The sequence below is a fragment of the Bacteroides sp. AM54-2NS genome (assembly GCF_003602935.1).
Classification (GTDB): Bacteria; Bacteroidota; Bacteroidia; order Bacteroidales; family Bacteroidaceae; genus Bacteroides; species Bacteroides xylanisolvens.
In genome coordinates this window covers 131,192-151,616 of the sequence record NZ_QTMZ01000003.1, presented here as the reverse complement: position 1 = coordinate 151,616, position 20,425 = coordinate 131,192, and the positions used below count along the sequence as shown (strand labels likewise).

The window sequence follows — 20,425 nt, the reverse complement described above, 5'->3', positions numbered from 1 at the left end:
AATTGCTTTATTAAAACGATGCAAAGGTATGTACTTTTTCAATATGTTGTTCTCGAAACGCCAACTTTTTTTATATTTTTTTTTGTAACTGGCCACTTTTCTCCCCTTTTTATATGTTTTAGAACATGCTAATCGACAGCAATACTGTTATATAAGTATCTTTTTATGCTTCTTTTGGGCGTTTTTTCAAATTCAGTAGGGTAGAGTTGGATCTTGCTGATTTTCTCATAAGCGGCTACGTTGCTGTTCAGGTTCTTAAGATTTTCATCCATGATTGTTTTCAGGTTATCCGGATTATTTAATCCGAGAGAATCCAACGCTTCGTAATCGGCATAAACAAGTGCCACTAATTTTTTATTGCGTTCGATAACAAGACTTTCGAGAATGAAAGGCAGGTTATTCAGTTTGGTTTCCAACTCTTCGGGGAAGATATTCTGTCCGCTAGAACTTAAGATCATAGTTTTGAGTCGTCCCCGGATGAAAATATTTCCGTTGCTGTCCATGGAACCGAGGTCACCGGTACGTAGCCAGCCGTCCTGCGTGAATACTTCCTGTGTTGCTTCCTGGTTCTTGTAGTAGCCCACCATCACATTTTCTCCCCGAACCTGGATTTCTCCGGTTTCTGCTTCCGGGGTTTCCTTATAGATACGTGCTTCCATTATATCTAGAATCTTTCCGGAAGAACCTAGTACAAATTCATCCCAGGGGGCGTAGCTGATAAGCGGACCGCATTCTGTCATTCCATAACCGATGGTAAAAGGGAATTTGATTTTGTAGAAGAATTCTTCTACTTCCTTATCCATAGCGGCGCCACCGATAATGATCTCTTTAAACCGTCCTCCCAGTGCATCAATCAGTCTTTTACGTATCTGGTTGTAGATTTGGGTGTCGAGCAGAGGGATATTGAGTGCCCACTTCATACCTTTTTTATTAATGAGTGGCTGGATAATATTCTTATATATCTTTTCAATCACTAGCGGGACAGTAATAATAAGGTTAGGTTTCACTTCCTCAAAAGCTTTCATTATAATTTTAGGAGAAGGCGTTTTTCCAAGCAAAGTGACATGGGTGCCGACAGCCGTTGCTGTCAGAAAGTCGAATGCGCAACCGTATGCGTGGGCGAGGGGAAGGAAAGAAAGCACTTTATCCCCTTTTTTAAGGAGTTCGGTACGAATACCGAAAGTGACATTGCCGGCAAGATTGTTTCCTGTCAGCATCACACCCTTACTGAAACCGGTGGTTCCGGAAGTGTAATTTAACAGCATCACTTTGTCATTGGATAAAGTGGTGTACTGAACATCTTCACGGGTAAATCCTTTCGGATACAAAGCATGCATCTCTTTATCGGTATTTTTCAGAAACTTCTGTATGGTTTCCCCGTCACGTTGATAAAGACACCGGAAATCAGTCAATGAGAATACTCCCCGTAGTCCCGTTAATTTTTCCTCTTCCAAATTCTCCCAAATGCTGTCGCTGGTGAACAGGAATACAGATTCGGAATGATTGACGATATGATGAACGTCATTAGGCGTAAAATCTTGAAGGATAGGGACAATGATCGCTCCGTATGTGATCGTTGCCATATAGGCGATGCACCAATGAGCGTTATTTTTGCCGATAACTGAAATCTTATCTCCTCTGCGAAGGCTACAATGTTTGAATAACAGATGTAAACGGGCGATTTTTTCAGCTACCTCACCGTATGTATATTGGGTATCTTCTCCATAATCAGTATAACAAGGCAGATCCCAATTCTCACGAAAACTATTTTCGTATAGTTTAATGAAATTCTCTTTAATCATTGCACGTTTTTTAGTGGATTGTGCAAAAATAGGAATAAACTTTCGTATCCTAAAGTGTTTTACTGATAATAATGTGTAACTTTGCAAAGTTAATGTGTTTATAACAGCTTATGATAGATACCACTGTATTTCAAAATAAGACAGCCGTTTATTATACTTTAGGCTGCAAATTAAATTTTTCAGAGACTTCAACTATCGGTAAAATCCTGCGTGAGGCAGGAGTCCGGACTGCGCGCAAAGGAGAGAAAGCAGATATCTGTGTGGTAAATACCTGTTCGGTGACAGAGATGGCGGATAAGAAATGCCGGCAAGCCATCCACCGCTTGGTAAAGCAGCATCCCGGTGCTTTTGTGGTAGTGACCGGATGTTATGCGCAATTGAAGCCTGGCGACGTGGCAAAGATAGATGGAGTAGATGTAGTGCTGGGAGCGGAACAGAAGGGAGAGTTACTTCAATATCTGGGCGACCTCCAAAAGCATGAAAAAGGAGAGGCTATCACTACTACAACCAAAGATATCCGTTCGTTTTCTCCCTCGTGTTCACGGGGAGACCGTACTCGTTTCTTCTTGAAGGTGCAGGATGGATGCGATTACTTCTGTTCATATTGCACGATTCCTTTTGCCCGCGGGCGAAGTCGTAACGGGACTATTGCTTCCATGGTTGAGCAGGCCGGGCAGGCAGCTGCTGAAGGCGGAAAAGAAATCGTTCTGACCGGAGTGAATATCGGAGATTTTGGTAAAACAACAGGAGAGAGTTTCTTTGATCTGGTAAAAGCATTGGATCAGGTAGAGGGAATCGAACGTTATCGTATTTCTTCCATAGAACCCAATCTGTTGACTGATGAGATTATCGAGTTTGTGTCTCATTCCCGTAGTTTTATGCCTCATTTTCATATCCCTTTGCAATCCGGTTGCGATGAAGTTTTGCAGTTAATGCGTCGTCGTTATGACACTGCTCTTTTTGCTTCGAAAGTGAAGAAGATAAAAGAGGTGATGCCGGATGCTTTTATCGGAGTGGACGTGATTGTGGGAACCCGTGGAGAAACACCCGAATACTTTGAACAGGCTTATCAGTTTATTGATGGTCTGGATGTGACGCAGTTGCATGTGTTTAGCTATTCCGAACGTCCCGGAACGCAAGCCTTAAAAATAGAATATGTGGTTTCTCCGGAAGAGAAGCATCAGCGTAGTCAGCGTCTGTTGGCACTATCGGATCAAAAGACACAGGCTTTTTATGCACGTCATATCGGGCAGACAATGCCGGTATTGATGGAAAAATCGAAAGCTGGTGCTCCGATGCATGGATTTACGGAGAATTATATTCGTGTAGAGGTGGAAAGTGATGACTCGCTGGATAATCAGGTAATTAATGTACGTCTGGGAGAGTTTAATGAGGAGATGACAGCACTTAAAGGTACAATTTTGATATAAGTTATGAGATCAAAACTTATCTATTGGTTGGTATACAGTGGAATGTGGCTGTTTTCAGCTCTTCCGTTCCGGGTTCTATATATGCTTTCGGATTTTAATTATCTGCTGATGTATCGTGTTGGAAAATATCGTCGGAAAGTAGTTCGGGGAAATCTATTGAGATCATTTCCGGAAAAAACTGATGCGGAGAGATTACAGATAGAACGTAAGTTTTATCGCTATTTGTCGGATTATATGCTTGAAGATTTGAAATTGTTGCATATGTCTGCCGAAGAACTTTGTGAGAGAATGACTTATAAGAATACGGAACAATATCTTGAACTGACAGAAAAGTATGGAGGTATTATAGTAATGATTCCTCATTATGCCAATTATGAGTGGTTGATAGGCATGGGAGCAATCATGAAACCAGGGGATGTTCCCGTACAGGTTTATAAACCGTTGAGGGATAAATATTTGGATGAGTTGTTTAAACGTATTCGTTCTCGTTTCGGGGGGTATAATATTCCGAAACATTCTACAGCCCGTGAAATTATTAAGCTCAAACATGATGGAAAAAAGATGGTAGTCGGTTTGATTACTGATCAATGGCCCAGTGGATATGATAAATATTGGACTACCTTTTTAGGACAGGAAACCGGTTTTCTGAATGGTGCGGAGCGAATTGCCAAAATGATGAATTTCCCTGTTTTCTATTGTGAGCTTAGTAAGAAGCGCAGAGGATACTGTGAAGCGGAGTTCAAGTTGATGACGGAAACACCGAAAGAAACAAGAGAAGGAGAAATCACGGAAATGTTTGCTCATAGATTAGAACAGACGATTCGTAAAGAACCGGCATATTGGTTGTGGTCTCATAAACGTTGGAAAATGACTCGTGAAGAAACCGATCGATTAGAAGAGAAAGAGCTGAACAAGAAAAAAGAATAATAATGAAAGTTTCAGTTGTAATTTTAAATTGGAACGGGTGTGATATGCTCCGTACTTTTCTTCCGTCTGTCGTCCGGTATTCGGAAGGGGAGGGGATTGAGGTCTGTGTGGCTGACAATGGTTCTACGGACGCTTCCGTTACTTTGCTTCAACAGGAATTTCCTTCTGTCAGAACGATTGTTCTCGACCAAAATTATGGCTTTGCGGATGGATATAATTTAGCATTGCAGCAGGTCGACGCAGAATATGTAGTTCTTTTGAATTCGGATGTCGAGGTGACGGAACATTGGTTGGAACCAATGATTGCTTATCTTGATAAGCATCCGGAGGTAGCTGCTTGTCAGCCGAAGATACGAAGCCAGCGGCAAAAAGAATATTTCGAATATGCCGGGGCAGCCGGTGGCTTTATTGATAAATACGGTTATCCTTTTTGTAGGGGGCGTATTATGGGAGTTGTGGAGAAAGACGAAGGCCAGTATGATACGGTAATTCCTGTTTTCTGGGCCACGGGGGCAGCGTTGTTTATCCGGCGCACTGATTATGTGAATGTCGGGGGATTGGATGGACGTTTCTTTGCTCACATGGAAGAAATAGATTTGTGCTGGCGACTCCGTTCACGGAATCGTGAGATTGTCTGTATACCTCAAAGCATTGTCTATCATGTGGGGGGAGCTACTCTTAAAAAAGAGAATCCTCATAAGACTTTTCTTAATTTCCGTAATAATCTTGTCATGCTCTATAAGAATCTTCCACAGGAGGAGTTAAATAAAGTGATGCGTATCCGGACTTGTCTCGATTATCTGGCGGCGTTCAATTTCTTGTTGCAAGGGCACTGGGATAATGCTAGTGCTGTGATGCGTGCGCGGAAAGAGTATAAACGATTATGTCCGTCGTTTTCTTTATCCCGTGAAGAGAATATGAGAAAAAAAACTTTGAATCCGATACCTGAACGGACAAAAAGTAGTATCTTGTGGCAGTTTTATGCGAGGGGATGCAAACGATTCTCTCAATTGTCGGATTTAAAAGGATAGCAAATGAAATCAAAGGTTAGAAGAGGCATCGGGCTGGTAGCGCATGATGCAATGAAAAAAGACCTCATCGAATGGGTACTGTGGAACTCGGAACTGTTGATGGGTAATAAATTCTACTGTACAGGTACTACGGGTACTTTGATATTGGAAGCATTGAAGGAGAAACATCCTGATGAAGAGTGGGATTTACGATTTTAAAATCAGGTCCGTTAGGTGGTGACCAACAGATGGGATCACGTATTGTGGATGGGCAGATTGATTATCTCTTCTTCTTCACGGACCCTATGACATTGCAACCGCATGATACGGATGTAAAAGCATTAACCCGTTTGGCCGGTGTAGAAAATATTGTTTTTTGTTGTAACCGTTCTACGGCGGACCATATAATTTCCAGTCCGTTATTTATGGATCCTGATTACGAACGCATTCATCCGGACTATTCCAGCTATACAAAACGTTTCCAGGATAAACCTGTGGTGACGGAAGCTGTCGAATCGGTAAATAGAAGAAAAAAGAAGAGAAAATAAGCCGGTAGTTTACGGCTGTGAAAATAGAAGCAGATCTTGCTTAAAAAAGGAATGCAGATGATACGGATTACTTTATTAATATCGTATTATCTGCATTTCGTCATTTATGTTTCATTTCTAGCTGTGATTATCTTATTTCTTGCTGCAGTGTAGCTCAATTCCTGCGGACTCTATATCTGCTCCCATCGGTGGGTTTCGTTTGGAAAGCCGGAGTTCGATTTCTTCAATACAGGGGAATTGGTCAAAGAGTTTTTGTATAATCCGTCCGCTAACGTGTTCCAGCAATTTCGAGGGAACAGCCATTTCATTTTTTATCACTTGATGTACTTCGGCATAGTTGACGGTGTCGGTAACTTCATCTGTCTGGGCAGCTTTGCTGATATCTACTTTCAGTTTCAGGTCAATGAGATATTCATTCCCAATCAGATTTTCTTGCGGTGCGACTCCATGATAGGCGTAACAACGAATTTCTTTCAAAAGGATATAGCTACTATTTATCTTCATATACTGTCTTTTTAGTGTGATCTTGTTTGACTTTTAACAGGTCTTTCTGTGCAACCATTTGTGGAATCACTTTAAGAAAGACGGGTGTGAGCAGAAGGCAGATGCTTAATGTTATAAGCAGAAGTGCGCTTGCTTGTGCCCAACTATTGTGAATATAACGGCTGACTAATGGACCTAAAAAATGAAGTATCGGTCCATGAATACTCAAGGTGATGATTGAATATCGTCCCAAGTAAGAAACAACCTTTATCTTCTTCACTTTTTTGCAAAGTAACATAATCATAAATATTCCTGCAAACGCAGCGATATATACTTGAAAAATATTTCCCGTATAATTGTTGGTACGCATGCCCAATGTGGTAGCGGTAAAGTACATTACCACCAGTGCCAATACAACAAAAAACGGTATCAGTTTGTCGAAACGATGGCTGGGATATAGAAAGAAATTATACCGTCGGATCCAGAAACCGGCTACATAGAAGGGGAGGGCAGTCATGGAAACATCTATATACAGGGGTAACTCTATCTGTAATTTTCCGAGATAAAATCCTGCGCAACCAATCAGGATTGTCACAGCGAACATGACAGGCAGATGCTTTTCGCGCAGAAAGTGAATTAGATAAAACAGGATGTTGCAATTGAATAATGCGAGTAGAAACCAGATCGGTGGATTGAACTTGATAAGGTCGTGTCCATGAAATACAACCAAGAGTTCATTCCACGACACAGGCAGTTGAAATACCCCCGGAGCAATCTTCCAAACAATGTATTTCATTAGAAATGCACTTAGATAGAAGAAAAGAAAAGGAATAATCAATTTGTTTATTTTTCGTAGGATGAATCCGAACAGGCCTTCGTATGATTTGAAAAACACTCCCGAGATAAAGAAGTAAAGCGGCATGCGGAAACAGGATAACATCGAATTCGTATCCAGTTGTTCGAAGGCCCCTCCAACGTGTGCCATTACCACAAGGATAATGCAGACTCCTTTGGTTAAGTCCACAAAATCGATACGTCTGCTCTGGTTGCCTTCCATTATCTCTTTTAATTTCTCTTTTTCGGCGCAAAGATACTTTATAAATCGGAATAAAAAGAGGAACATTGAAAAAATAAACGAATGATGCGAAAAGCGAAAAAGTATGATATATAGTAATGATATTATTGCGAAAAAAACGGTTGACTATGTTTTGAAACTCCTTATTTTACCTCTGTTATCAATATATCCTTGAAAAACGAATGACGCGGATCACATAGATTTTTAGCGTTCTTAATCTAGTGTTATCCGCGTCGGTAGTGTCCGGAAAATATCCTTTTTGAAAGTTACTTGTACCTTTTATTCTATTTATTCGGATCTCTTCCTGTGTATTTAATCAATTCGCTAATCTTATCATTGAGTGTTTTTGCTTTCATCAACTGTTCCAGAGTGAGATGCATCCGGTATCTCCAGTAGTTTCGTGGATTGGATGGAACATTAATTCGCTCTTCCGCCACATTCGGATTTCTCCATTTCCCGTCTATTGATAACCAATCCTGGAAAGACAAGATACAGAGAATGGAATTACTGTTGAGATGGTTGCGTACGATTTCCTCGCACAACTCCGGGGTGGCAGTTGTCGGTGCAACTCCGTAATGTCCTAACGTTGCATTATAGTAACGTTGGGTCTGTTGATAATCTTCTTCCCACCAGCCACGCAACGTAGACATATCGTGAGTGGAGATTGTGCAGACAGACCGGTACGGATACTCATTTAAATGCCCGAATTCATGCATCGGATTCTTAGGCATTCGCTGAATTTCCAGACTAAGAATCCGGAGCTCATTCATCACCGACGACACACAAGCAGGAATCATCCCCAAATCTTCTCCACAAACCAACATGCGGGTTGACTGTGTCAGTTGAGGTAACTTCTTCATAGCCTGTTGATACCAGAACTCGTTGTGCCGATGATAATAATATTGATCGTATAGTTTGTTAAACGCATTTTTCTCTTCTTCGTTCAGCGACCGGAATACGAAATCCCGTTGCACACCGATGCGCGGGTGGTATTTACCTTCCTCTTTCTTATCCGCAACAAATAAGACGTTGCTGATTAATGAATAAAGCCCTTCCCGAATCCATACACTATCTTCATCATTTCTACCGGCAAAGAATTGTTCTACCTCCCGTTGTGTTTCGAATCCCGGTTTCATCCGATAAAGTCCGGAGTCATCAACCAATTGAAGAAAGTCCTGTTTGACTAAATGGGTATGCGGTCCGAACAACTGTCCGAGGAAAGATTCATGGATGAATGGTAGCAGATATTCATCGCGGAACGTTAGACCATAACTTTCGATTTCTTCCCGGCTCATCGGCAAAGAAGGATCAAACTGGCCTAACAATCCGTGTACAGCGTGCATCGGTATTTCCCAAATACGGAAGAAACCGAGGATATGATCGATCCGGTAAGCATCGAAGTATTCCGCCATTTTTTGAAAACGCTTCATCCACCAGCGGTATCCGTCTTTTTCCATGACATCCCAGTTGTATGTGGGGAATCCCCAGTTTTGCCCGTTGATCGAGAAATCATCGGGCGGAGCACCCGCTTGTCCGTCGAGATTGAAGTAATGGGGTTCTGTCCAGGCTTCCACGCTGTTGCGGCTGATACCAATCGGAATATCCCCCTTTAATACAACACCGTGTTGGCGGGCATATTCGGTTGCAGACAACAACTGCAGATGCAGATGATACTGGATATAATAATACAACGAGATGTGAGGATAATCTGCCGTTCCCGGTTGGCACATTTTTTCTATATCTTCCGCTTGGTAAACAGAGTGTCGCGGCCATTGGCGGAAATTGGGCGTTTTGTAGGCATCGCGCAGATAACTAAAGACTGCATAAGGTTGCAGCCATTCCTTGTTCGTTTCAAAGAAATCTTTGAAACCTTTGGAAGCCAATACCTTTTCTCCTTCCTGTCGGAACAGTAAGTTGAAAAACTCCCATTTAGTTTGGTTGACCGCTTCGTAGTCAATAGCAGGGAGGCTGTTCAGTTCCTTTTGCTTCTTGCTGAATTTCGATATCGCTTCTTTATCTTTCAGAGTTCCCATTTGCCTGATATCCGCATACATCGGATGGAAAGCATAAATAGAAATGCTGTTATAAGGATAAGAGTCCGTCCATGCATGAGTCATGGTGGTGTCGTTGACCGGTAAAATCTGAATAACTTTCTGGCGAGTATTTACTGCCCAGTCGACCATACGTTTCAAGTCGCCGAAATCACCTACTCCGAAACTTTTCTCTGATTTTAAAGAAAATACGGGTATAGCGATTCCTGCCCCTTTCCATGCGGGAATGTCGAAATAAACATATCGGTCGGAAATCACGAGCGTTTCGTTGGTCTTCAGTTCCGGGTCTGCCAGATAGCGGTTAGGGTTTTTCTCCCAGCAGTCTGCTTTCTTTTCCTGTTTGTTGTAGAGGATGAATTTATATTCCAGCGGATATTTTAGTTTGCTGGCGTCCAGCTCTATCTGCCATTCCGGGAAATTGGTATCACTCATCAGCACCGCTTTCTCCGGGTCCCAGTGACCTAATGATTTCTGGTTGCCACAAATTGCCAGGCAATAATCTTTGTTGATACGTGGGGCGTAGGCTTGATAACCAGTCCCTTCTTATATCTTTGCGGGATATTCTCTTTTTCAGGATGTGCCAGTAAGGCTTCTGTAAAAGCAGAACTATAAAGATACAGTTGTTCCGGGATATTTTTCCAGCAATCATTGATTCTGTATATCTTCCTGGAGCTGCCTGATAAGAAAATAGATCTCGAAAAACTGTCCCATCCTTGCGGATAACTATTCCGTTTTGCTCTATCTGATAGCTATAATTGATAGTCATCCCTTCTTGAGGGACTTCAAGCTCAAGTTCTGCCGTCCAATAGATACCATCGGTGGTGTGTAAAGGAATTGATTCCGGAAATAAGCCGGAAATCCTTACTTCTTCTCCCCAATTGGTGCGGTATTCAATATTAAATGATAGAATCATATATATTAGATTTTGATTGTATATGTAAGACACTGCAAGTATAAGACATTTTTTTGAATAAAAAATAAAAGGAGCCGCACCGGACTCCTTTTAATCTTTTGTTTATATATTAATTAACATACGTAGGACTATTATCCACATCTGGAAGCGCCGCAAGTAGTACAAATCAGACAGCCTTCCTGATAAACCAATGTCTCGTTGCCACAGTTCGGGCACTTCTTACCTTTGGCTTCCGTTCCATCCTGAATATACTTCTTCAATGCACGTTCTACACCGTTTTTCCAAGTGTTGATACTTTCACTGTTCAATTGCAGAGAGCCAACCAGTTTGATAACCTGTTCAATCGGCATCCGGTAGCGAAGCACGCCGGAAATCAATTTTGCATAGTTCCAGTATTCCTTGTTGAACTTCTCTGACAATCCTTCAATGGTCGTCTTATATCCGCGTTTGTTCTCGAATTGGAAGTCGTAACGTTTGGTACCGTCTTCATCCACATTTTTAATGATACGTCCGCAAGTCACGCTCTTAGGCAGCAAGATACCTTCGTCGTCATCTTGCAAACCAGTGAATATTTCATAAGGGTGTCCGTCCAATAATCCGACAAAAGCTACCCATTTTTCCTTGTTGTTCTGGAAACGGACAACGTCTGCTTCCAATATTCTCGGACGTACCTCTACAACCGTAGGCGGTTTGCAAGGAGGAAGTCCTTCTTTCTTGTCCTTATCCGATTTCGTAGAGATCAGCACTCCGGAGCGTGAACCGTCACGATATACGGTACAACCTTTACAGCCGGATTTCCATGCTTCTACATACAGGCGGTTTACTAAATCCTCGTCCACATCGTTCGGCAGATTGATGGTTACGCTGATAGAGTGGTCTACCCATTTCTGGATTCTTCCCTGCATCTTCACCTTCATCAACCAGTCGACATCGTTAGAAGTCGCTTTGTAATAAGGAGATTTGGCAACCAGTTCGTCAATTTCTTCCTGGGTGTAACGTCTGGCCGGATCGTATCCGTTAGCTTCCATCCAAGTAACAAATTTATGATGGAATACGATGTATTCTTCGAATGCGTCCCCTGTTTCGTCTACAAAGTCTACATGAACATTCGTATCGTTCGGGTTCACCTTTCTTCTACGTTTGTAAACAGGCAGGAATACAGGCTCGATACCCGAGGTGGTCTGCGTCATCAAACTGGTCGTTCCGGTTGGAGCAATCGTCAGGCAGGCAATGTTGCGGCGACCATATTTCTTCATGTCCTCATACAGTTTCGGGTCGGCTGCTGCCAAGCGTTGGATGAACGGATTGTTCTGTTCACGTTCGCTATTGTATATTTCGAAGGCACCGCGTTCTTTGGCCATTTCCACTGAAGAACGATAGGCGCCGAGAGCTACTGTCTTGTGTACTTTTTCAGAGAATTCCGTTGCTTCTTCCGTTCCGTAGCGCAATCCTAATGCAGCAAGCATATCACCTTCTGCAGTGATACCTACGCCGGTACGACGACCTTGTCCGCTCTTCTTGTAGATTTTCTCCCAAAGTGCACGTTCCGCATGTTTCACTTCTTCGTTTTCCGGATCTTCGTCAATCTTGGTCATGATACGTTCGATCTTCTCTAGTTCGAGGTCGATAATATCGTCCATGATCCGTTGAGCGAGAGCACGTGTTTTTGGAACAGGTCGAAATCAAAATAAGCATCCGGTTTGAACGGATTTACCACATAAGAATATAGATTGATAGCCAGTAAGCGGCAAGAATCGTAAGGACATAGAGGAATTTCTCCGCATGGGTTGGTAGATACCGTTCTGTAACCCAGGTCTGCATAGCAATCAGGCACAGATTCACGGATAATCGTATCCCAGAACAAAACACCCGGTTCTGCCGATTTCCATGCATTGTGAACGATTTTCTTCCACAAGGTAGAAGCGTCGATTTCCTTGGTGAATGTAGGTTGGGCAGAGTCGATAGGATATTGCTGTACATACGGCTTTTCGTCTACGGCAGCCTGCATGAAAGCGTCGTCCAACTTGACAGAAACGTTTGCTCCGGTCACTTTACCTTCGGTCATCTTGGCATCAATGAATGCTTCCGAATCCGGATGCTTGATAGACACGCTCAACATCAATGCACCGCGACGTCCGTCTTGAGCTACTTCACGAGTGGAATTCGAATATCGTTCCATGAACGGAACAAGACCGGTAGAAGTCAACGCCGAGTTTTTAACGGGAGAACCTTTCGGACGGATGTGTGATAAGTCATGACCTACACCACCGCGTCTTTTCATTAGTTGTACCTGTTCTTCGTCGATTTTGATAATAGCGCCATAAGAGTCGGCTGCACCGTCCACTCCGATAACGAAGCAGTTGGATAGTGAAGCAACCTGGTAGTCGTTACCGATTCCTGTCATCGGGCTACCTTGGGGGACGATGTACTTGAAGTGATCCAGTAAATCATACAGTTCTTTTGCTGTCAACGCATTCGGATACTTCGATTCTACGCGTGCCACTTCATTTGCAATTCTCCAATGCATGTCTTCCGGGGATTTTTCATAGATATTACCGAAAGAATCCTTTACTGCGTATTTGTTTACCCAAACCCTTGCAGCAAGCTCGTCGCCTTGAAAATATCGTAAAGATTCTTCATAGGCTTCGTCGTAAGAATAAATCTGTTTTTCCACGATTCAATTTGTGTTAAATCTCGTTTTTAATAAGTAATATGTAGAAGTTTACTTATCGTTAACAAATGTAGGCGCAAAGCTAAGAATGTTTTTTCATCTATCAAAATAAAAATGAATTAATTTATTAACAGGTTGCAAGTTTTCCATTTGTTTATGCTAAGTGTTTGATAAACAGTTAGAATTGAATTTTGTTCAAAGGTTAAAGTTTTCCAAAAAGAAAACTATTCTATTCCACTAGTGTGGTGGATTATTTTTTTCTTTTTATATCTTTGCAAAAAAAAGATATGTTTGAAACCGTAAAGAACAGAAGAACTATCCGGAAATATCTGCCTAAAGATATAAATCCGATTTTGTTAAATGATTTGCTTGAAACCTCTTTCCGTGCTTCTACGATGGGTGGGATGCAACTTTATAGTGTGATTGTGACTCGCGATGCGGAAATGAAAGAGAAACTTTCGCCTGCTCATTTCAATCAGCCGATGGTAAAAAATGCTCCGGTCGTACTGACTTTTTGTGCTGATTTCCGTCGTTTCAGCAAATGGTGTGAACAGCGGAAAGCTGTGCCGGGCTACGATAATTTAATGTCTTTTATGAATGCGTCTATGGATACTTTGCTTGTTGCGCAGACTTTTTGTACGCTGGCGGAAGAAGCAGGACTCGGCATTTGTTATTTGGGAACTACCACTTATAATCCTCAAATGATTATTGATACCCTCCAACTCCCCGAACTGGTATTCCCTCTTACCACAATAACGGTAGGTTATCCGGATGGTATTCCCGCACAAGTAGATCGTTTGCCTTTGGAAGCTGCCGTGCACGATGAAAAATATCACGACTATACACCGGAAGAAATAGATAAACTCTATGCCTACAAAGAATCGTTGCCGGAAAACAAGCAGTTTATCGAAGAAAATAAAAAAGAAACATTGGCTCAAGTCTTTACGGACGTGCGTTACACAAAGAAAGATAACGAATTTATGTCCGAAAACCTATTGAAAGTACTTCGCCAGCAAGGATTCTTGAAATAAGTATTAAGTATTTTTCAAGTATAAAGTATTAAGTATTACCCTGGTGCGAAACCGCATAATAAAGCCTGTCCGCATGGATAATACTTAATACTTTATACTTAATTTCAGTTTCTCTTTTTCAGTAACGATTCTATTTCCTGTACTTCTGCACTAAAGCTTTTGTCCACCTCCAATTGTCCTTTTACGGTTTTGCAGGCGTGAAGTACCGTTGCATGGTCTTTGTTACCGATAAACTTACCTATCTTAGAAGTTGAAAAGTCTGTGTGGTTTTTAGCTAGATACATGGCAATCTGTCGTGCTTGAACGACTTCCCTTTTTCTGGATTTTGTATGTATGGCAGACGGTTCCAGATCAAAATGCTTGCATACCACTTTGAGGATATCATCGATGGTAACCGCTTTTGTTTCGTTATGAACCACGCCATGTACAATGTGTTGTGCCAAATCCAAATCTATTTCTTTGTTGAAAATAGTGGAACGAGCCATGATAGCAATGACGATACCTTCCAGATCGCGTACACTTTCATTCACATTTTCGGCAATATAATCGATCACTTCTGGCGGGAATTGTAACCCGTCGCGGTGTATCTTGTTGCGTAGAATGTTTTTGCGAAGTTCTACCGTCGGCTTTTCAAGCTCGGCTACCATACCCCATTTGAAACGGGTCAGGAGGCGTTCTTCAATACCTTGCAACAATACAGGAGCACGGTCTGAAGTTAATATGAGCTGTTTGCCGTTCTGGTGTAAATGATTGAAGATATGGAAGAAGTTGTTTTGAGTCTTGGTGACACCGGCAAACTCCTGAATATCATCAATGATTAATACATCAATCGTCTGATAAAAGTTAATAAAGTCGTTGGTCGTGTTATTGCGTACAGAATCCGTATATTGTACCTGGAACAAATGTGCCGAAACGTACAATACTCTTTTCTCTGGATAAATTTCTTTGATTTTCGTGCCTATTGCGTTTGCCAGGTGCGTCTTTCCTACTCCGGATGCTCCATAAAGGAATAACGGGTTGAAAGCAGTCCCTCCCGGTTTTTGCGCTACGCTTCCGCCACACTTCTTGAAAGTTTATTGCTGTATCCTTCAATGAAGTTCTCAAAATTATAATTGGGATTCAAATGCGGGTCCAAATCCTGAACGGCAGGAGCCTGTAGGAAGCTGGGAGCTTTGTTTCCTCCGATTATGCTTTTGGGAGTAACAGCCGTAGAACGATTGCTTGCTTCGAGATTCACGGTTTGATTCGGAATCGAAGTCTTGTCCACCATGACATTGTACATCAACTTGGTTCCTTCGCCAATGACCTTATATAATGTCTTACGTATAAGATCTACGAATCTCTCTTCCAGTATTTCATAGAAAAACTGGCTCGGGATCTGTAAGATCAACGTTTTGTCCTCATATTTCAACGGAACAATAGGGGCAAACCAAGTATTATATGTCGTCTCGGGAACATTGTCTTTAATAACGTCGAGACAGCGGTTCCAAAGTACGACATGATTTGATTCAATCATAGTAACTTTTAATACATTTATTAATTAAGCAAAACTTCTACGTTTGCAAAATTGGGAATCTTATTCGGAAAAAACAAATCTATTTTTTCTTGTTTTTTTCATGCTAACAATAATGTGTTTACTTTCAATGACTTATGCGTTTGTTGTCGGACACACTCTGTTTACCCTCTCTTGCAGTTTTGTAAGTATCTGTATGTTAATGTCTTATATATATAATTTTAGCCTTTTTTCTCACTTTTGTACGTTTGTACGGGAATATTATTTCGGTTTGTAGATAGACATTTGAAGAGCAATCTACTTTCTTTTGAAAGCCCTTCGTTATTTAGATAAAATCTATATAACGATAATTTGCTACTTGTCTTTCTTGCCGAATAATGAGAAGTGAACGTACCGTTTCGGATGCTCTTTCAGGTCTTCTAATAAGCTGGCTGCATTTTCAGTTGTTGCATTCAGATTATTGTATAAAGTCGGGTCGTTGAAGAGCAGTCCGATTGTGTTATCTTTGCTGTTTAATTTTTCTGTAAGTATTTTTACGTTAGCCAGCGTTTCGTCTATTTTTTTGAAAGTGGCTGCATAGTCTACTTCTTTCAAATTTCCGCTGATAACAACGAAGTTGTCTCCGATGGTGTTCAGTTTACTGGTGAGTTGAGGTATGTCATTACTCATCAGCCCTTTTACCTGCGAACTGACTACTGCCAGGTTGGCGGTTGTCTTCTCTATCGAGTGCAGGGTGGCAGGGATGCTCTTGTCTCCTAATATATTGTTCAGAGAGATGAGGATAGAATCCAGTTTCGGAAGCATTTCTTCTACCTTTGGGATCAGTTTCGCCGCGCTTTCCATCATTCCGTTGTTCAGTGTGCCGGGGATCGTATCTCCTACGGCATATTTTTCGCGCGGGTTGTTTGCCAGAAGAATATTCATGCGTACGCCTCCCATAAGTTCGGATACAAGCTCGGCACTACTTCCTTTGGGAATCCGCAGTTCCGTGTCCAGTTCCACTTCGACAATTACATTTCCGGGTTTGGCATAATCATAATAGATGTCACGCACGATACCTACACGAACACCGTCGGCAAATACCGGGCTTGATTTGGTGAGTCCGTTTACATTTTCAAATTTGGCATAGAAATAGCTGGAAGGTTGAAACATGTGTATACCTTTCAGCCAGTTAATTCCGTATATAAGCACACATAGTGCAACGATACCTGCAATACCTATTCTGACTTCTTTTGTAATGTACTTCATTTTATCTTTTTATTTATTTCTTCTTTTCTTGAATTCGGCAATCGCTTCATTGACGTTCATTTTCTCGCCGTTCCGGAAAGCGATGATAAAGGCGTCTTTGAATTGTGCCGTAATGGTGCGCTTCGTACGCAACACCTTGTTATAATCGGCGGAGGCTCCATACGTATATTTGTATATTCCCCCTTCCTTATAATAGTCTACATCTTTCAGTCCTTTCAGCCGTTTGTCGTTTTTGGCGAGAGGTTTGGAAGAAGTAAGTATCTGTATCTTAAACGTAATTTCACTGTCATTGGTTGCACTCTCTACTACAATTGGGCGTTTCGGTGCTGTTTTTGCTGTCGCGGCAGGTTTTGTTTTTGCTTCGGCCAATAGCTTTTCCTGTTGGGGAGCTGTGTTCACACTTTCGGTATCCTTTTGGGCAATTGCCGGGGCATTGTCTTCTTCCTGTTCGGTTGGGACGATCGTTTTGCTGACTCCTGTTAGGCGCAGTTCATGTTCTCTCTTATAATTTAAGAAAGCACGGTAGATGCCTTTTGCCATGGTGCCGGCCCCTTCTTCAGAATTCAGATAGCGCTCCTCTTCGGGCGTAGAGATAAATCCTAGTTCTATCAGAATGCTCGGCATGGCACTCGCTTTTAAGACAAGGAATCCGGCTTGATGCACTCCACGGTCTGCCCTTCTACAAGTTTGGCGAAATTGTTTCTGCATCAGAGAAGCCAGGTGTACACTCTGTTCCATGTATTTATCTTGCATGAATTCAAATATAATATATGACTCGGCAGAGTTCGGGTTGAAACCGGCATATCTTGTTTTGTAGTCACTTTCGTAGAGGATTACGGAGTTCTCTCGCTTGGCAACTTCCAGATTAGCGTCTGATTTGGCTAAACCCAGTGTCCAGGTTGAAGCACCTTTTGCGGTACGGTTGTTAGCCAGTGCGTTGGTGTGAATGGAAATGAAGAGATCAGCCTTCGCGTTGTTCGCGATTTCTGCGCGTCGGTCTAAAGGGATGAATACATCTTTGCTACGAGTGTAAATCACTTTGACGTCGTCGCAATTCCTTTTAATCAGATTTCCCACTTTCAGGGCAACGTTCAGATTGATATTTTTCTCTTTCGAGATTTTGCCGATGGCGCCCGGATCATGTCCGCCATGTCCTGCGTCGATAACTACTACAAAATCCTTCCCCCATAAGTGGTTAGTACATGAGGGTAGAAAAAGTAGCCAGAGGCAAATGAATATGTATAATATGTACGGTCTATTCAGTTTCATATCTATAATACGGTGCAAATGTAGTAGAAATTTGTAGAAAACTCATTATTTGCCATTAAGTTTTGTGTTTTTTTCGGTTTAATGGTAGCTTTTTTCCTGAAATCTCCGTTACTTTGTGCTTCGAAGTTAAAATGTACGACGATGCTTAAGTTTTTGAAGAATTGGACGTTACCTATTGCTATGCTGGTAGGTGCTATAGGTTATCCGCTGTTTATCAGCCTTTCTTTTCTGACTCCCTATCTTATTTTTACGATGTTGCTATTGACCTTCTGTAAGGTATCTCCTCGTGATTTGAAGCCTAAACCTCTCCATTTGTGGTTGTTATTGATTCAGATTGGCGGAGCGTTGGCTGCTTATTTGTTGCTTTATCGCTTTGATAAAATAGTAGCAGAGGGAGTGATGGTTTGTATTATTTGTCCTACGGCTACGGCTGCTGCGGTGATTACTTCCAAGTTGGGTGGGAGTGCAGCCAGTCTGACCACTTATACATTGATAGCAAATATCGGTGCGGCTATTGCTGTGCCTATTCTTTTTCCTTTGGTGGAGGTGCATCCTGATGTCACTTTTTGGGAGGCGTTTCTTGTTATTTTAGGTAAGGTATTTCCGTTGTTGATTTGTCCTTTTTTGGCTGCCTGGTTGTTGAGTAAGTGTTTGCCAAAGGTGCATCAGAAGTTATTGGGCTATCATGAACTTGCTTTTTATTTGTGGGCTGTATCTTTAGCTATCGTAACAGCGCAGACGTTGTATTCCTTGCTCAATGACCCAGCGGATGGTTTTACGGAAATCATGATTGCTGTCGGAGCACTGATTGCTTGCTGTTTGCAGTTCTTTTTGGGGAAGATAATCGGCTCAATTTATAATGACCGTATCAGTGGCGGGCAGGCGTTGGGACAAAAGAATACGATTTTGGCTATTTGGATGGCACATACTTATTTGAATCCATTGTCTTCTGTGGCTCCCGGTTCGTATGTGTTGTGGCAGAATATTATTAATTCGTGGCAGTTGTGGAAAAAGAGAAAGAAAGAGGCTGAGATTTCTGCATAATACTAAAAAACTGAGATTGAAATTAAGGGCAAATGTGGTGGAGCAAAAGATATTTGAAATAGAAGACTTAAAAGAACTGGAAGAATTTTTGCAGTCTCAATCAGAAATAGAACAGTTGCGCGAACGCTTGTTTGCCGAGTTTCTGAAATATGCGGATTATAAAAATGCCGGAGAATGGAATAAAGCCGTTCGCCTTTGCGAGAGTCTGGCTATTATCGGCTGGGGAAATCACGAACCCGTCGAAGCATTGAGAGGACAATTCTTTAATGGAAATCCCGCGACTTGTTTTCAAAATAAATTTGGAGAAACTCGTTTTGTCGATGCCATTTGGTCGAAAAGAGTCAACGGTTTTACTATGGAGCAGGGAAGGACAAGTTATTGTTTCAGTCCTGACGACCCGAATCAAAAGCAATCCGTATTTTGGGAATATGAGATAAAGGAAGATATACAGGATATAAGGCTTGAAAGCCAGAGAAACTGGATTCCTAAAAATCCGGTTTGGATAAAGCGGACAATTGGTAACTGCTATGAAAACTCCAAGGTAGTAATCGAGAGCGTTGACAAAGAACTGAAACCGGAGTTGGATAGAAGGATGCGCCCCGAAATATACGGACGTGCTATTAATCGAATTATAATTAATTGTTCGTATAGTTATTATGACCACGACCATTGTAAAACAAACTATATCATAGCCGATGAAAAGTTGAAATTGAAACAAAAAGATTTCTATCGGACACTGCTCACTATGTTTACCAGGCAAGAAATAGAGAAGAACGGATATTTCCTTCGCAATCGTTTTGAATTTGGACCATTCAGGGCAGATACCGGGAAAATTAGAATCGGACTAAACCTTGAAAAAGAATTCAGCGAATTAAGTCATTCCGAACAGAGGTTAAAGCTAAGTGAATATATTCTGTTTGCTTTAAACCACGTAACTGACAAGCTAAAAAAGAAGAAGCTGGATTATGACTTCGACTTGATGCTTGAAGATTTTAATTCAATACTAACCGAGTGGAAAGCATGAAAGATATAATAGAGTTATTACAAAACGAAAGAACAAAAACAGTTGACGCTTTAAAACAAGGCGAGCAGGATAAGTTATCTCATCTTCAACAGTTAGACAAGGCTTTAGGCTGGCTGAAAGTCGTTGAAGATAATGAGTTGGCAACTGTAGGGAGCTATAAGATTCATAGATTGCCTGATCCACGCTCTGGCTTCTCTTATTATCATTTAATGATAGACAACGAAAGTGGCGATCCGAAAGATTGGACAGAGTATAAACCCGATAATCAGTCATTGGAACTCTGCTTTGATGATATTATAATAACACGAAAGTAATCTTTTACGTCAGTTATATTTTAGAACTGGTTCTTTTTTGTTATCTTTGCGTCGAAACATTGTAACACACAA

At 41.6% G+C, this 20,425-nt stretch carries 12 protein-coding genes and 4 pseudogenes; 8 read left to right on the top strand and 8 right to left on the bottom strand.

Features of this window, described 5'->3' with window-relative positions; genetic code table 11:
- Positions 1 to 128 precede the first annotated feature (128 nt).
- On the bottom strand, positions 129 to 1,802 hold the full coding sequence (locus tag DXA05_RS03050) for a long-chain fatty acid--CoA ligase (protein ID WP_004299337.1): 1,674 nt from the start codon (positions 1,800 to 1,802) through the stop codon (positions 129 to 131).
- Positions 1,803 to 1,912: 110 nt separating this feature from the next.
- On the opposite strand from DXA05_RS03050, the gene mtaB reads away from it, so the two are divergent.
- From mtaB to DXA05_RS03030, 4 genes and pseudogenes are all read left to right on the top strand, one after another.
- Positions 1,913 to 3,232, top strand: coding sequence for a tRNA (N(6)-L-threonylcarbamoyladenosine(37)-C(2))-methylthiotransferase MtaB (gene mtaB, locus DXA05_RS03045; RefSeq protein ID WP_087320615.1), 1,320 nt, complete (start codon positions 1,913 to 1,915; stop codon positions 3,230 to 3,232).
- Positions 3,233 to 3,235: 3 nt separating this feature from the next.
- Entirely contained in the window at positions 3,236 to 4,159 is a 924-nt protein-coding gene (locus DXA05_RS03040) for a lysophospholipid acyltransferase family protein (RefSeq protein WP_128858780.1), read from the top strand.
- A 2-nt stretch (positions 4,160 to 4,161) separates the two neighbouring features.
- Positions 4,162 to 5,190 (top strand): glycosyltransferase family 2 protein, encoded by a 1,029-nt coding sequence (locus DXA05_RS03035; RefSeq protein ID WP_087317224.1) that lies wholly within the window; start codon positions 4,162 to 4,164, stop codon positions 5,188 to 5,190.
- A 3-nt stretch (positions 5,191 to 5,193) separates the two neighbouring features.
- Positions 5,194 to 5,717: pseudogene (locus DXA05_RS03030) on the top strand (methylglyoxal synthase).
- A 132-nt stretch (positions 5,718 to 5,849) separates the two neighbouring features.
- Here DXA05_RS03030 and folB read toward each other — a convergent pair.
- The 4 genes and pseudogenes from folB to DXA05_RS03010 all read right to left on the bottom strand — a co-directional run bounded on the left by folB (position 5,850) and on the right by DXA05_RS03010 (position 12,913).
- The gene (gene folB / locus DXA05_RS03025) at positions 5,850 to 6,221 is read right to left on the bottom strand and encodes a dihydroneopterin aldolase (RefSeq protein WP_087320610.1); all 372 of its coding nucleotides are present in this window, start codon (positions 6,219 to 6,221) and stop codon (positions 5,850 to 5,852) included.
- Complete coding sequence (locus DXA05_RS03020; RefSeq protein ID WP_128858779.1) at positions 6,208 to 7,257, bottom strand: acyltransferase; 1,050 nt, start codon at positions 7,255 to 7,257, stop codon at positions 6,208 to 6,210. Before DXA05_RS03020 ends, folB begins: the two co-directional genes overlap by 14 nt.
- Before the next feature lie 302 nt (positions 7,258 to 7,559).
- Positions 7,560 to 10,239, bottom strand: a pseudogene (locus DXA05_RS03015) (4-alpha-glucanotransferase).
- 131 nt (positions 10,240 to 10,370) lie between these two features.
- Positions 10,371 to 12,913 (bottom strand): annotated as a pseudogene (locus DXA05_RS03010) (adenosylcobalamin-dependent ribonucleoside-diphosphate reductase).
- A gap of 284 nt (positions 12,914 to 13,197) precedes the next feature.
- On the opposite strand from DXA05_RS03010, the gene DXA05_RS03005 reads away from it, so the two are divergent.
- Positions 13,198 to 13,941 carry an NADPH-dependent oxidoreductase gene (locus DXA05_RS03005; protein WP_128858778.1) on the top strand — a complete coding sequence of 248 codons (744 nt, stop codon included), beginning with the start codon at positions 13,198 to 13,200 and terminating at the stop codon, positions 13,939 to 13,941.
- Positions 13,942 to 14,045: 104 nt separating this feature from the next.
- Here DXA05_RS03005 and dnaA read toward each other — a convergent pair.
- The 3 genes and pseudogenes from dnaA to DXA05_RS02990 form a co-directional block, all read right to left on the bottom strand.
- A pseudogene (gene dnaA, locus DXA05_RS03000) lies at positions 14,046 to 15,457 on the bottom strand (chromosomal replication initiator protein DnaA).
- A gap of 351 nt (positions 15,458 to 15,808) precedes the next feature.
- Positions 15,809 to 16,702, bottom strand: a complete 894-nt coding sequence (locus DXA05_RS02995; protein ID WP_004299349.1) for an MlaD family protein — start codon at positions 16,700 to 16,702, stop codon at positions 15,809 to 15,811.
- 9 nt (positions 16,703 to 16,711) lie between these two features.
- Entirely contained in the window at positions 16,712 to 17,971 is a 1,260-nt protein-coding gene (locus tag DXA05_RS02990) for an N-acetylmuramoyl-L-alanine amidase (protein ID WP_128858777.1), read from the bottom strand.
- A gap of 81 nt (positions 17,972 to 18,052) precedes the next feature.
- On the opposite strand from DXA05_RS02990, the gene DXA05_RS02985 reads away from it, so the two are divergent.
- Genes DXA05_RS02985 through DXA05_RS02975 form a run of 3 tightly spaced genes read left to right on the top strand, consistent with a single transcriptional unit; the run spans position 18,053 to position 20,353 of the window.
- On the top strand, positions 18,053 to 19,015 hold the full coding sequence (locus DXA05_RS02985) for a transporter (RefSeq protein WP_070101908.1): 963 nt from the start codon (positions 18,053 to 18,055) through the stop codon (positions 19,013 to 19,015).
- A 16-nt stretch (positions 19,016 to 19,031) separates the two neighbouring features.
- Positions 19,032 to 20,039: a hypothetical protein gene (locus DXA05_RS02980; RefSeq protein WP_008641035.1), complete on the top strand. Its 1,008-nt coding sequence runs from the start codon at positions 19,032 to 19,034 to the stop codon at positions 20,037 to 20,039.
- Positions 20,036 to 20,353, top strand: coding sequence for a hypothetical protein (locus tag DXA05_RS02975; protein WP_004316788.1), 318 nt, complete (start codon positions 20,036 to 20,038; stop codon positions 20,351 to 20,353). The genes DXA05_RS02980 and DXA05_RS02975 overlap by 4 nt, the downstream gene beginning before the upstream one ends.
- Positions 20,354 to 20,425: the final 72 nt, after the last annotated feature.

Excerpts from the sequence above, each read along its gene's own strand:
- DXA05_RS03035 (WP_087317224.1), top strand. The coding sequence starts at position 4,162 with ATGAAAGTTTCAGTTGTAATTTTAAATTGGAACGGGTGTGATATGCTC.
- DXA05_RS03005 (WP_128858778.1), top strand. The coding sequence starts at position 13,198 with ATGTTTGAAACCGTAAAGAACAGAAGAACTATCCGGAAATATCTGCCT.
- DXA05_RS03020 (WP_128858779.1), bottom strand. The coding sequence starts at position 7,257 with ATGGAAGGCAACCAGAGCAGACGTATCGATTTTGTGGACTTAACCAAA.
- DXA05_RS03040 (WP_128858780.1), top strand. The coding sequence starts at position 3,236 with ATGAGATCAAAACTTATCTATTGGTTGGTATACAGTGGAATGTGGCTG.
- DXA05_RS02985 (WP_070101908.1), top strand. The coding sequence starts at position 18,053 with ATGGTAGCTTTTTTCCTGAAATCTCCGTTACTTTGTGCTTCGAAGTTA.
- mtaB (WP_087320615.1), top strand. The coding sequence starts at position 1,913 with ATGATAGATACCACTGTATTTCAAAATAAGACAGCCGTTTATTATACT.
- DXA05_RS02975 (WP_004316788.1), top strand. The coding sequence starts at position 20,036 with ATGAAAGATATAATAGAGTTATTACAAAACGAAAGAACAAAAACAGTT.
- DXA05_RS03050 (WP_004299337.1), bottom strand. The coding sequence starts at position 1,802 with ATGATTAAAGAGAATTTCATTAAACTATACGAAAATAGTTTTCGTGAG.
- folB (WP_087320610.1), bottom strand. The coding sequence starts at position 6,221 with ATGAAGATAAATAGTAGCTATATCCTTTTGAAAGAAATTCGTTGTTAC.
- DXA05_RS02995 (WP_004299349.1), bottom strand. The coding sequence starts at position 16,702 with ATGAAGTACATTACAAAAGAAGTCAGAATAGGTATTGCAGGTATCGTT.
- DXA05_RS02990 (WP_128858777.1), bottom strand. The coding sequence starts at position 17,971 with ATGAAACTGAATAGACCGTACATATTATACATATTCATTTGCCTCTGG.